Origin of the sequence: Rhodococcus sp. OK519 (assembly GCF_003051005.1) — a bacterium.
Classification (GTDB): Bacteria; Actinomycetota; Actinomycetes; order Mycobacteriales; family Mycobacteriaceae; genus Prescottella.
Genome location: NZ_QAOW01000017.1, coordinates 15,908 through 28,111, shown reverse-complemented (window position 1 = coordinate 28,111; position 12,204 = coordinate 15,908). Strand labels below are relative to the sequence as shown.

Below are 12,204 nucleotides of genomic sequence, written 5' to 3'. Positions count from 1 at the left end.
ATGCCGTGACGCGAGACCACCAGGTTGCGCATCACCACGAACCACAGGATCGTCACACCGACGACGACGTAGTAGAAGTCCTTGTCGATGTCCTGGCCGAACAGCGTCGGAGGCTCCATGCCGGACAGGCCGTTACGGCCACCGGTCTTGCCACCGAAGATCGCCAGGATGTCGGGCACCAAGAGGATCAGGAAGAACGACGTCATCGCCAGCGACCAGCTGCCCAGTCGCAGACCGGGAATGCCGGTGACGATGCCGACCACGAGTGCGACAGCACCCGCGGCCACCAGTTGCAGCAGGATCTCGGTGTGCCCGGCCTGCGACATCAGACCGGCCGTGTAGGCGCCGGCCGCGTACATCGCGGCCTGGCCGAGTGCGAGTTCACCTGCATAGCCGAGGCTGAGGTTCAGGCCGCTGACGACCAGTGCCAGGATGCACGCGAGCTGGAGCTGACGCGTATTGGTCGCGTCCATTCCGAGCATCGGCGCGAGGAAGACCACGGCACCGAAGACGAGCGCGAAGATCCAGCTGGGGATCGCGCGGAGAGTCCGCCAGATCTGCATGGCTACACCACCCGTTCTTTCACCGTGCCGAACAATCCGGCGGGCTTGACCATCAGGATGACGATCAACACCGTGAACACCGCGATGTTGCTGTACTGGCTACCGAACCACAGCGCGGTGAACGACTCGACCAGGCCGACCGTCAGGCCGCCGATCAGTGCGCCCGGTAGCGAACCGAAGCCACCGATCGCCAGCGCCACGAAGCCCTTCAGTGCCAGCGCGGCACCGAGCGTCGCGACCGCGAACGTCTTGGGGCCCACGAACAGTCCGAGGACACCGGCGAGCGCACCGGAGAACGCGAACGCGCCCATCGCGATCCGACGCACGTTCACACCGCGGAGCATCGCGGCCTCGCGGTCCTCCGAGACACCCATCAGCGCCAGACCCGTCATAGTCCGCTTGCTCAGCTGACCCAGTCCGATCACGAGGACGATCGACAGCACCAGCAGCGCGATCTCGACCGGATACGTGCGGCCACCGAGCAGCGTGATCGGATCGTTGGACCCGAAGAACGGCACCGTGAGCGGCTCACTGCCCCAGATCAACTGCGTCGCACCGTTGAGTAGCGTCGCCGCACCCAATGTCGTGACCAATTGGTTCTGGTGATCGGCGACCGGTCTGATCGCGACCATCTCCTCGACAGCCGCGAGGATCATCACTGTCACGGTGGCCATGACGGCCACCACCAGCACGGGAAGCTTCAGGGTCACCAGACCCGTGTAAGCGACGAACGTGCCGACCATCATCAACTGCGCCTGCGCGAAGTTGAAGGTGTTCGACGAGACGAACACGATGTTGTACCCGATGGCAACGAGCACGTACACAGCGCCGAGGGCGAGCCCCGACCACAGAATGGTCATCCCGGGACCTCCTCAGGGCAGGAGTACCGCATTGGAAACTCGGCATGCGATGACGGACTGATGCGCATGTGAATCGATATGGTCAATCGATCTGCCAAAATGACTCCTCGGACAACAGATTCCGATGGAAGGCGCTGTGCGCGGTTCCATGGACAGGTAGTGGGACGCCATGCCTGCTCGGATGCGCGAATGGCGTGGGATCATCTTCGATGAGGTGTCGCCACGTGTGCGGTTCGACAGCTTGCTGCGGCTGAACCGATGGCCGAACAAGCAGACCCTATGTTGTAATGCGGATCACGTCAATCAAATCCTGTGCTGGAACATTGTGTGGCACAGCGAGTCAACCGCCTGCCCGTACTGCCGAGCCGTTCGCTTGGAGCTTGCCATGGGCATGGGGCGTCGGAAATGTACCTGCCGACTGGTGAGGGCAAATCACAACAAGGAAGGAACCATCATGCGCGTGAAGCGCTTCGAGGGAATGTGCGCTGTAGTGACGGGTGCTGCATCTGGAATCGGTGCCGCCATTGCCACCAGGCTGGTGGCGGAGGGGGCCTCCGTTGCCGGATTGGATGTGGCGGAGGGTGGACTTCGGCACATGGAGGAGGCCTTGGGTGACTCCTTCACGGGAGTTCTCGCGGACGTCACGGTGGAGTCCGATGTGGCACGGGCCGTTGAGGCAGCAGTGGAGCGATACGGCCCGCTGCGGTTGGACTTCAACGTTGCGGGTGCGGCCAGGGGTGCACTGGTACTCGACCTGGATGAGACCGACTGGGACTTCACCGTCGATCTCGTTCAGAAGGGAGTGTTCTTCTGCACCAAGCACAGTGGTCGACACATGCGTGAGACAGGGAAACCGGGCGCGATCGTCAACGTCGGGTCGTTCAATGGTCGAATGCCGTCCTTCGGAGGTAGCGCATACTCGACAGCGAAGGCCGGTGTCGAAATGTTCAGCAAGAATGCAGCTTTGGAGCTTGCCCAGTTCGGGATTCGCGTGAACGCGGTCCTTCCCGGGCTTGTGGATACTCCGATGTCGGCATCCCTGAACTCGAACATACCCATGCGAGAGGCGTACCTGGAGCGTATCCCGATGGCTCGCGCCGCAACTCCCGACGAGATCGCAGCAGCGTGCCTGTTCATGGCCAGCGCCGACGCTAGCTACATCACAGGCACTGCGCTCATGGTCGACGGTGGCTGGGAGACCTCGAACTTTCCCAGGCTTGCGTCCTAACAAGAGCGCCGGGTGTTGAATCGTGAACGAGCCGATAGGTGTCATGGGTCACGGATCGACGATGGGTGCGGAATCCCATCGTGGGCCGGCTCCATCTTCCGCGCTGCCATGGTCCTTCCCCTGGTCGCAGGCGTTGCCGAGGAGGCGATGTGCGGCATCGTCGAGCAGGTCTATCGACTCGTTCACGTTCCGGCCTACGGTCACACCGATGATCGCTCCGAGGAACATCGTTGACATCAAGCGCGCGGTCGATTCCTGTCGTTCCAGATCGTAGGCATCGGGTGACCCTGCCCGCAGTGCAGCGCCGATCCACGGCGTGCGCTCGGGTCCGAAGCCGATCAGTTCGGAGATGTCACCGTCCACGTCGGGTGAAGCGCTCAAGTATGCGACGAACAGTGCCCGGTAGAGCGGGGGGTTCTCGGACACCTGGCGGAGTATCGATGTGAACACCGTCAGAAGGCGATCCGCCGGCGATTGGGGCAATACCCCCCGCTTCTCGATGCTCCGGCTGACCCGGCGGCTCAGCTCGGAGAGGACGTCCAGTAGTAGTTGGTTCTTCGAGCCGGCGTGCTGGTAGACCGTTGCCGGTGACATTCCGAGCTTGTCTGCGATGAGTCGAACGGAGACGCCTTGGTATCCCCCTTCGGACGCGAGTTCGATTGCAACCTGGATCAATTGATCCCGAGTTGCCGCTTGAGCTGGAGTCAGCTGCCTGCGTACAACGAGCTTCGAGGTTCTCATGGGTACCACTCTAGAGCTGTCTCGTACTCGTGAATAGAGATGTCTATAGACAGGAGTGTGATTCGTGGCTAGAGTTCCGATCACCCCTGTAGGGCGATCAGAGAGCTGATGGTGAGGCCCAATGAAACTCCGTGAATCGACAGCGCATGGCGCACTCCGCAAGGAGTTGCGCGCGTACTTCGACGGGTTGCTGACGCCAGAAGAACGCGTCCTCGTCAACGAGCAAGCGGTCGGTGGCGACCGATTCCGCACCATTGTCAAGCAGATGGGAGATGACGGCTGGCTCGGACTTGGCTGGCCCACGGAGTACGGGGGTCAGGGTAGATCGATCGAGGATCAGTACGTGTTCTTCGACGAGCTCCAGCGCGCGGGGATTCCGTTCCCGTTCGTGACGATCAATACTGTCGGCCCAACGTTGATGGCCCGGGGAACCGAGGAGCAGAAGAGGCGATTCCTGCCTGGCATCCTTGCTGGTGACATCGTGTTCTCGATCGGCTACACCGAACCGGACGCCGGGACCGATCTTGCTGCACTGAAGACGAGGGCGGTGCGCCGCGATGGTGGATGGGTTGTCAACGGCAACAAGGTGTTCACGACCGGTGCGAACACGGCCGACTATGTCTGGCTGGCGTGTCGTACGAATCCTGAAGCGGTCAGGCATCGCGGCATCTCCATCCTGATGGTTCCCACGAGTGATCCGGGATTCTCGTGGACCCCGATACCGTTGATGGCGGGCAATGTCACCACCGCGACCTACTACCACGACGTTCACGTTCCCAGTGGAAACCTCGTCGGCGAGGTTGACGGTGGCTGGTCCCTGATCACCACCCAGCTGAACCACGAGCGAATCGGTCTCGCCGCAGTGGGGGGGCGCATGATCGCGCTGTGGGAGCAGGTCGTCGACTGGGCGCGCGACAACGGTGTCATCGACCAGGAGTGGGTACAAAGAGATCTCGCACTCGCGCAGGCGAAACTCGAGGCGATGCACCTTATCAACTGGAAGATGGCCTGCGCGGTGGCAGATGACGAACTCACAGCGGCGCAGGCCAGTGCTGCCAAGGTATTCGGTACCGAGACTCATCTCGAGGTGCAGCGCATCCTCATCTCGGTCCTCGGAGCTGCAGGACGCGTTCGTCGAGGTTCCCCCGGAGCAGCGATTTCCGGCGAGGTCGAGCACATTCTTCGTCAGGGCATTGTCAACACATTCGGTGGGGGCGTCAACGAGGTGATGCGCGATATCGTGGCCACTGACGGCTTGCAGTTACCGAGAATGCGCAGGACGGCGTGACTGTCGAGTTGCACGGCGATCCCAGCTTGCAAGTGATCGACTGCCATACCCACGTTCAACGGTCGACCGATCACGGCCAGGAGCTGTGGGAGTACTTTCTCTCCCGGACGCCGATGAACGGGTTTGAAGCTGAACCACCTACGCATGGAACAACTTCCGATCTGCTTGCGATGATGTCGGATCTTGGTGTCGTACACGCGAACATACTCATGTTTACGTGGTCCGGTCGCTATTGGAGAGACGGCCTCCGGGTTCTGCCGGACCGAGCCAGTGCGCGCGGTCGGGCGATGGTCGAGTTGCGTCACAGAGTTTGCGATCGGATCAGCGACAACAACACGTGGGCGGCCGCTACCTGTGCGCAGGCGGCCGGCCTGTCGTTCTTCTGTGGTGTCGATCCGGTTCTGATGCGCGAATCGGAGCTGATCGCCGAACTCGACCGCACTCGCGCCGCAGGTGCGCGTGGGGTCAAGATCGTGCCGTTCGACCTACAGATCACCGGTGCGGACGAGCGGCTGTGGCCCGTCTACGACTGGTGTGCACGGCACCAGGTCCCGTTACTTTCCGAGAGCGGGAGTCGCGAGACATCACCAGGGCGTCCACGATACTTCGAGGCCGCTTTGCGCGAGTTCCCCGATTTGACAGTGATTTTCGCGCACATGGGCCACAGCTCGACCCTCGGAGAGGCCGGCGATGCTGAGGTGCTCGACCTCGCCACCCGCTTCGAAGGTGTATATACCGATGTGTCGTTGAGGTTCAACGACGTTGCATCAGGTGCGGTCTCACCGATGGAGATGGTCGAACACCTTCGTCGAATCGGTATAGATCGTGTTCTCTACGGCAGCAACTTTCCTTTCTGCGACATCGTGCCGGATCACCGATCGGCGCAGGAGCCGCACCGAAGGGCTGCCGACGCGGTATCGGTTCTTCGAACTCTGCCGCTGACCGACTCGGAGCGAGCGCTCGTCGCGAGCGGCAACTTCGAACGACTGACCGGGCCGGTTACCGCCGGATCTGATACCGCGTACGTCCCTGAGAGGAGCGATTGGTGAAGAAGACCCTGATGGCGCTGACAGTGCTGGCCGTCGCGATCACGCCCGCATGTAGCAGCTCGGAAGCAGAAACAGACGATGTCTATCGTGTGATGATCAGCGCTGGGTTGAGTTCGGTGGGGCCATTGGCTAACAACGCCGCGACGTCGGTGCTTGCCGCGAGAGCTGGCGTGGAGCAGATCAACAACGCGGGCGGTATCGGTGGTCGACAAGTCGAGTTGACCGTGGTCGATGATGCGGGCGAACCGAGTACCGCAGTCACCAAACTACGTCAGGCGCTCACATCCTCGGGGAAGCCAGACCTGTACCTCAGCTCGGGGCCGTCGACGGTCTCGGCCGCGGTACTTCCCATCCTCGATCAGAAAAGCGTCCTGTCCTTCAATATCGCACCCACCGCGGATTCCGGGAACCCCGAAACCTTTCCACTGAACTTCGACCTCGCACCCAGTATTTCCAGCTTCGCGGCCGGAATCGTCGCGCACGCCAAGGACACGGGCTATCGATCGATCGGCGTCATCCACGGTAGTTCGGCCACCGGTGAACTGTTCGGAACCTCGCTAGCCACGGCCGCCGCGAATGCCGGCGTCGCGATCACCGGCAACGAGCAGTACGACGGTGCGGCGCTGGACATGACCTCGCAGCTCGTCCGACTACAGTCCGGACGCCCTGACGTACTCGTGATCGATGCCTATGGATCACCTCTGGGCTTCATCCTCAGAGATCTGACCAAGCTAGGTTGGAACGTGCCGCTGATCGGCGATGTTTCCGTGGCCGCGACCGAACTGGTCTCATCTCTGCCGCCGGAAGGCCTGGTCGGGACACCCTCGGTCAAGAATCTCACGATGCAGGTCGCCGCGAGCGCTCGCTTCGACCCGTCAGCAACAGTCACCAACGCCGCTGTGGAGGCGATGGCAGCGTTGGGCTCGATCGAGTCGACGCTCGGCGTGGCCTACAACTATGACGCGCTCCCGCTGGTACAGGCCGCCGCGGACGCAGCCGGATCAACCGATCCGAGCAAGATCGCCGCGTCCCTCGAAGACCCGCAGGTGACGGCGAAGGCGAGCACCGCCATCATCCCGCACTACTCGTTCTCGCCGTCCTCTCATTCCTTCGACATTCCCGTTGATCAACTCGCCTTCGTCCCGCCTTCCGTCCGCGTCAACGGACAGTTCGGTGGGCCCCAGCAAAACTGAGCCGATCCGGTAGATGGTCGACTCGCTCTTCACAGTAAGGAATCCGATTGCCCTGCTACGAAATCGACGGAGTCGTACCCGTCGTCGAACCGAACGCGTACGTGCACCCCGACGCCGTCCTCATCGGTGATGTCATCGTGGAGTCAGGATGCTACATCGGTCCGTTGGCCTCGCTGCGCGGCGATCTCGGTCGCATCATCGTCGGAGCCGGCTCCAACGTCCAGGACTGCTGTGTTCTGCATTCCTTCCCTGGGCGAGATCTGACGCTAGCGCCGGAAAGTCACATCGGACATGCCGCCGTCCTCCACGGATGCACCGTAGAAACGAAAGTGATGATCGGGATGAACGCGGTCGTCATGGACGACGCGGTCGTCGGTGAAGAGTCACTGGTCGGCGCCAACAGCTTCGTTCCCGCAGGAACTGTGATTCCGCCGAGATCCCTCGTCGCCGGCAATCCGGCGAAGGTAGTGCGAACCCTCGACGATCAGACCCTCGCCTGGAAGGCGAACGGACTTCGGGTTTACCAGAACCTGGCAGTGAGGAGTTTGGCAAGCCTGCGACCCGCCGAACCACTGACCGCCGTCGAAGTGGACCGGCACAGAGTGCAGACCGGGCGGGACGTCTCCTCACCGCTGCACGAATTCAAGAGCACCAGATCGGAGGTCCGTGGATGAGTGGCACGTCAATGGGGCAACGCCTGTGCGAGTTGGTCGGGATCGACTTCCCGATCGTATCGACCGGGATGGGATACGTATCGAATGCCGCACTCGCCGGAGCGGTTTCGGAGGCTGGCGGACTTGGCGTCGTCGCCGCCGCAATGATGAACCTAAGCGAGTTGGAAGCGGCAATCCAGTCGGTGAAAGACAGCACGGACAGGCCGTTCGGAGTCAACATCCGCTCTGATGCTCCCGATCTCGAGGACCGGGCGAGACTGATGATCGACGGCGGGGTCAAAGTGGCCTCGTTCGCCCTGGCACCGAGCCGCCAGATCATGGAGACGCTGAAGGAAGCAGGAGTGATCTGCATTCCGTCGGTCGGTGCACGCCGGCACGCCGAAAAGGTCGCCGGGTGGGGCGCGGACGCCGTCATCGTCCAGGGCGGTGAGGGAGGTGGCCACACCGGCCCGGTGCCGACCTCGCTGCTGTTGCCGCAGGTTGTCGACTCGGTCGACATTCCGGTGGTCGCGGCGGGCGGCTACTTCGACGGACGTGGACTCGTTTCCGCGCTCGCCTACGGCGCGTGCGGCGTCGCGATGGGGACCCGCTTCATGCTGACGAAGGAGTCACCTGTTCCTGAGAGCATGAAGCGGGAGTACCTGAACTACGGGGTCAACGACACCGTCGTCACCGACCAGATCGACGGTCACCCTCACCGGGTCATCCGAACTGAGTTCATCGACCAGTTGCTGTCGAGCGGACACGTTAGGGGGCTGGTGTCGGCAGCAGAGAATGCGGCGAAGTTCCGTCGGCTCGCCGGCAGGTCGTGGGCGGGGATGGTGAAGCAGGGAATGGTGCTCCGCAAGGAGCACAGCTACAGCCTGCGGCAACTGGTGATGGCCGCTAACGCGCCCATGCTCTGTCGTGCTGCGATGGTGGACGGCCGAACCGACGTCGGCGTGATGAGCTCAGGCCAGGTCGTCGGATTGATCTCTGACATTCCCTCGTGCGCAGAGCTTCTCGAGAGAATCATGCGCGAGGCCGACGATGCGGCCGCGCAGTTCGCTCCGATCGGAGTGCAGTGATGCAGACAGACGAGATCCGCCCAGGCAAAGGCCTTCTGGAGGGCAAAGTCGTCGTGGTGACGGCTGCAGCCGGGACAGGCATCGGCTCCGCAACAGCAGAACGTTGCCGCCTCGAGGGCGCCAGCGTCGTCATCAGCGACATCCACGAGGCACGATTGCGCCGGAGATCGGAGGAGATGGGCGTACTGGGCGTCCCGTGCGATGTCACCGCGGACGGCGCCTTCGACACTCTCCTCGACACCGTCGAATCAGAGGTCGGTCCAGTCGACGTGCTGATCAACAATGCCGGCCTCGGTGGTTCCGCGGCGGTGGTCGACATGACGAACGACCAGTGGCAGCGAGTCCAGGACGTCACCCTCGGTTCCGCGTTCCAGGGCACTCGGGCGGCGATGCAGCGGATGATTCCCCGCGGTCGTGGCGCAATCGTCAACGTGGCGTCGGTGACCGGATGGCGTGCCGAAGCCGGGCAGGCGCATTACGCCGCAGCGAAGGCCGGAGTGATGGCGCTCACGCGTTGTGCCGGTGTCGAAGCCGCTCCGTTCGGCGTGAGGGTCAACGCCGTGGCGCCCACTCTGGCGATGCACGCGTTCCTGTCCAAGGTGAGCGATCCGGACGTGCTCGCCATGTGGGCCGAACGCCAACCCCAAGGTCGTGCGGCCCGCCCCGAGGAGATCGCCGACGTGATCGTCTTTCTCGCGAGCGACTACTCCACATACATGGCCGGCGAAGTAATCTCAGTTGGAGGACAACACCCATGACAGCTCGATTCGATCCCGATGCGCAGCGAATTCTCGACGACGTGAACTACGCGCAACTCTCGACGCTGATGGCCGACGGCTCACCGAAAGTCGACTCGGTGTGGATTCTACGCGAAGGAGCCAACATCCTGATCGCGACCGACGGTAAGTCGATCAAGGCAGTGAACATGAGGCGAGATCCTCGAGTTGCACTGGCTGTCAATGCCTTCGACAATCCGTACGAGCAGGTCTCGATCCGGGGCAGGGTCGTCGAAGTGCGGCCCGACGATGACCTCGCAGTAATGGACCAGATGTCGATGAAGTACCTCGGCACCGGCTTTCCGCGCCGGAGATGGTCAGAGCGTCTTGCTTTCGTCATCGAACCGGAACTCGCCCGCTACTACATGTCGCCACTGCGCGACCCGAGAACAACTATCAAGGAGAACCAGGCATGAGCGTCGAACTCGAAATCGGCACCGATGGAATCGCCGTTGTCACGATGAGCAACCCTCCTGTCAATGCCATCACGGTCGGTGACACGTGGAGTCTGCGTGACATCTTTGCCGATCTGAGCACCAATCCCGAAATCCGCGCCGTCGTCCTCACGGCGGAGGGCAAGGGGTTCAACGCCGGCATCGACATCAAGGAAATGCAGTCGACCGAAGGATTCGAGTTCCTGCTCGGCTCGGGCGCCGCGTGCTTCGCAGCATTCGATCAGATCTATCGGACGCCCGTCCCGGTGATCGCAGCCGTGAACGGCTTCGCCATGGGCCTCGGCGTCGGGATCGTCGGCAGCTGCGACATCGTGATCGCCTCGACCAAGGCCCGATTCGCGTTGCCCGAGGTGGACAACGGTGCACTCGGATGTGCCTCCCACCTGGCGAAGCTGGTGCCGCCGATGAAGCTGCGTCAGATGGTGTTCACGTGCGAGCCGATCTCGGCTCAGCAACTGCACGAGTGGGGGACGGTGTACAAGCTCACCGAGCCCGAGGATCTGCTCGAGACCGCCCTCGAGACCGCCCGCCAGATTGCGCGCAAGCAGCAGCGCGTGGTCCGCGCCGCCAAGGTGGCGCTCAACGAGATCGACATCTACGAACTCGAGAAGAACTACCGCCTGGAACAAGGCCACACGTATGAGCTCAACCTGCACGGTGATGGACCGCAGGCCCGTGACGCCTTCGTGAAGGGTGATCGCATTGTCACTCGATGAGGGCCGTCTACTCGAGGACAAGGTCGCGATCGTCACCGGGGGTGCGCGTGGAATCGGCGCCGCCACCGCTCGGCTGTTCGTCGAGAATGGTGCACGAGTTCTCATTGCCGACAAACGCGACGATGTGGGTGCCGAGGTCAGCGACAAGATCAACGCCGCCTGGCCTGGCAGTGCCCGCTACGTCTCGCTCGACGTCACATCAGAGCAGGATTGGGCAGCGGCGGTCGCGGTCGCGGAGGAGACGTTCGGCGGCGTTGATGTTCTGGTGAACAACGCGGGCATCATGCGTGTCAAGCCGATCGTCGACTGTGACGAAGCGACGTTCCGGAAAGTCCTCGACACGAATCTGGTTGGTCCGTTCCTCGGAATGAGAGCGGTGATCGACTCGATGAGTCGGCGCGGCGGTGGATCGATCGTGAACTTCTCGTCGGCGCAGGGCATCGAAGGCCGTTACGGGATGCCGGCCTACACCGCATCCAAGTTCGGCGTCCGCGGCATGACCAAGACTGCAGCTATCGAGCTGGGGCCCTTGGGGATTCGTGTCAATACCGTTGCTCCGGGGCCCACCCGAACGGAGATGACGCAGCGCAAGGGGTGGACTGACGCCGATTACGACGCAGTGTATGGCGGATACCCGCTCGGCCGGATGGCGGCGGCGGACGAGATCGCCGCCGTCTGCCTGTTCCTCGCCTCCGAGAACTCGTCGTTCTGCACGGGCGCCGACTATGTGGTCGACGGCGGTGTCACCGCCGGCAAGCCGAGGGAAGCGTGATGACAGGCTCCGGTGCGCGCAGCCTCGACAATCGAGTGGCGATCGTAACCGGTGGTAGTCGCGGAATCGGGAAGGCGCTGTGTATCGGACTGGCCGCTGCCGGTGCACGGGTGGTCGTCAGTGCGAGATCAGCAGGGTCCTGTGCCGAAGTCGTCGCGGACATCGCAGCTTCCGGCGGGGTAGCGATCGCTGTTCCCGTCGATGTCGGGACCGAAGCGGGCAGAACCGAACTTGTCGAACGTGCCGTCGCTGATTTCGGCGGGATCGACGTGCTGGTCAATAATGCGGCAGTGCTCAAGCCGCACGAAACGATCAAGGTCCGGGAGGAGGAACTCGACAGCATCATCGATGTCAATCTGAAGGCTCCGGTGTTCCTGTCGGCTTGCGCCTTTCCCTACCTGAAGCGCAGCGGACGCGGATCGATCATCAACATCTCAGCTCTCGGTGCGCATCACCCTATTGCTGGAATCGGTGCCTATTGTGCAGTAAAGGCTGCGCTGGAGAATTGGACGACAACCATGGCCATGGAATGGACGCGGCAAGGTGTTCGGGTCAATTCTCTGGTGCCGGGGCCAGTAGGGACCGACATGATTCTTCCTCGCGACGAGAATGCGCGGGAGAGATTTGTCGAGAAGATGGCGTCCGAGACGCTCCGTGGGAGAATTGCGGAACCGAAAGAGCTTGTCGGTGCCGCAGTATTCCTCGCGAGCGATGATTCGGCGCTGATGACCGGGCGCTCACTCTTCATGGACGGCGGAATGTTCGCATGATCGGGTGGGAGCGGGGGCCTCGACTCCACGGTGCCCGCTCCCACCCAATCAT

Annotated in this window: 14 protein-coding genes; 11 read left to right on the top strand and 3 right to left on the bottom strand. The window is 62.4% G+C overall.

From position 1 onward, the window contains the following. On the bottom strand, positions 1 to 563 hold a 563-nt coding region (locus C8K36_RS23895; protein WP_146176538.1), incomplete at its 3' end, for a branched-chain amino acid ABC transporter permease. 2 nt (positions 564 to 565) lie between these two features. Next, a complete protein-coding gene (locus C8K36_RS23890; protein ID WP_107987514.1) occupies positions 566 to 1,423 on the bottom strand; it encodes a branched-chain amino acid ABC transporter permease in 858 nt (285 codons plus the stop codon). A 454-nt stretch (positions 1,424 to 1,877) separates the two neighbouring features. Here C8K36_RS23890 and C8K36_RS23885 point away from each other — a divergent pair, with 454 nt between their 5' ends. After that, positions 1,878 to 2,651, top strand: a complete 774-nt coding sequence (locus C8K36_RS23885; protein ID WP_069855917.1) for an SDR family NAD(P)-dependent oxidoreductase — start codon at positions 1,878 to 1,880, stop codon at positions 2,649 to 2,651. A 48-nt stretch (positions 2,652 to 2,699) separates the two neighbouring features. Here the strand turns inward: C8K36_RS23885 and C8K36_RS23880 are convergent, their stop codons facing one another. After that, positions 2,700 to 3,392, bottom strand: coding sequence for a TetR/AcrR family transcriptional regulator (locus C8K36_RS23880; protein WP_107987513.1), 693 nt, complete (start codon positions 3,390 to 3,392; stop codon positions 2,700 to 2,702). A gap of 121 nt (positions 3,393 to 3,513) precedes the next feature. On the opposite strand from C8K36_RS23880, the gene C8K36_RS23875 reads away from it, so the two are divergent. The 10 genes from C8K36_RS23875 to C8K36_RS23830 are packed head-to-tail and all read left to right on the top strand — an operon-like array spanning position 3,514 to position 12,152. Continuing rightward, complete coding sequence (locus C8K36_RS23875; RefSeq protein WP_069855891.1) at positions 3,514 to 4,680, top strand: acyl-CoA dehydrogenase family protein; 1,167 nt, start codon at positions 3,514 to 3,516, stop codon at positions 4,678 to 4,680. Continuing rightward, entirely contained in the window at positions 4,677 to 5,729 is a 1,053-nt protein-coding gene (locus tag C8K36_RS23870; protein ID WP_107987512.1) for an amidohydrolase family protein, read from the top strand. Before C8K36_RS23875 ends, C8K36_RS23870 begins: the two co-directional genes overlap by 4 nt. Positions 5,730 to 5,740: 11 nt before the next feature. Next, the gene (locus C8K36_RS23865) at positions 5,741 to 6,922 is read left to right on the top strand and encodes an ABC transporter substrate-binding protein (RefSeq protein WP_069855916.1); all 1,182 of its coding nucleotides are present in this window, start codon (positions 5,741 to 5,743) and stop codon (positions 6,920 to 6,922) included. Between the two features lie 47 nt (positions 6,923 to 6,969). Next, positions 6,970 to 7,596 carry a transferase hexapeptide repeat family protein gene (locus tag C8K36_RS23860; protein ID WP_107987511.1) on the top strand — a complete coding sequence of 209 codons (627 nt, stop codon included), beginning with the start codon at positions 6,970 to 6,972 and terminating at the stop codon, positions 7,594 to 7,596. Continuing rightward, complete coding sequence (locus tag C8K36_RS23855) at positions 7,593 to 8,663, top strand: NAD(P)H-dependent flavin oxidoreductase (RefSeq protein ID WP_107987510.1); 1,071 nt, start codon at positions 7,593 to 7,595, stop codon at positions 8,661 to 8,663. The genes C8K36_RS23860 and C8K36_RS23855 overlap by 4 nt, the downstream gene beginning before the upstream one ends. Then, positions 8,663 to 9,421, top strand: coding sequence for an SDR family oxidoreductase (locus tag C8K36_RS23850; protein WP_069855887.1), 759 nt, complete (start codon positions 8,663 to 8,665; stop codon positions 9,419 to 9,421). The genes C8K36_RS23855 and C8K36_RS23850 overlap by 1 nt, the downstream gene beginning before the upstream one ends. Next, a complete protein-coding gene (locus tag C8K36_RS23845) occupies positions 9,418 to 9,855 on the top strand; it encodes a TIGR03618 family F420-dependent PPOX class oxidoreductase (protein WP_107987509.1) in 438 nt (145 codons plus the stop codon). The genes C8K36_RS23850 and C8K36_RS23845 overlap by 4 nt, the downstream gene beginning before the upstream one ends. Beyond that, positions 9,852 to 10,610: an enoyl-CoA hydratase family protein gene (locus C8K36_RS23840; RefSeq protein ID WP_069855885.1), complete on the top strand. Its 759-nt coding sequence runs from the start codon at positions 9,852 to 9,854 to the stop codon at positions 10,608 to 10,610. The genes C8K36_RS23845 and C8K36_RS23840 overlap by 4 nt, the downstream gene beginning before the upstream one ends. Continuing rightward, positions 10,597 to 11,382 (top strand): SDR family NAD(P)-dependent oxidoreductase, encoded by a 786-nt coding sequence (locus C8K36_RS23835; protein WP_107987516.1) that lies wholly within the window; start codon positions 10,597 to 10,599, stop codon positions 11,380 to 11,382. The genes C8K36_RS23840 and C8K36_RS23835 overlap by 14 nt, the downstream gene beginning before the upstream one ends. Next, positions 11,382 to 12,152: an SDR family NAD(P)-dependent oxidoreductase gene (locus C8K36_RS23830; protein ID WP_146176537.1), complete on the top strand. Its 771-nt coding sequence runs from the start codon at positions 11,382 to 11,384 to the stop codon at positions 12,150 to 12,152. Before C8K36_RS23835 ends, C8K36_RS23830 begins: the two co-directional genes overlap by 1 nt. The last annotated feature ends 52 nt before the right edge of the window (positions 12,153 to 12,204 follow it).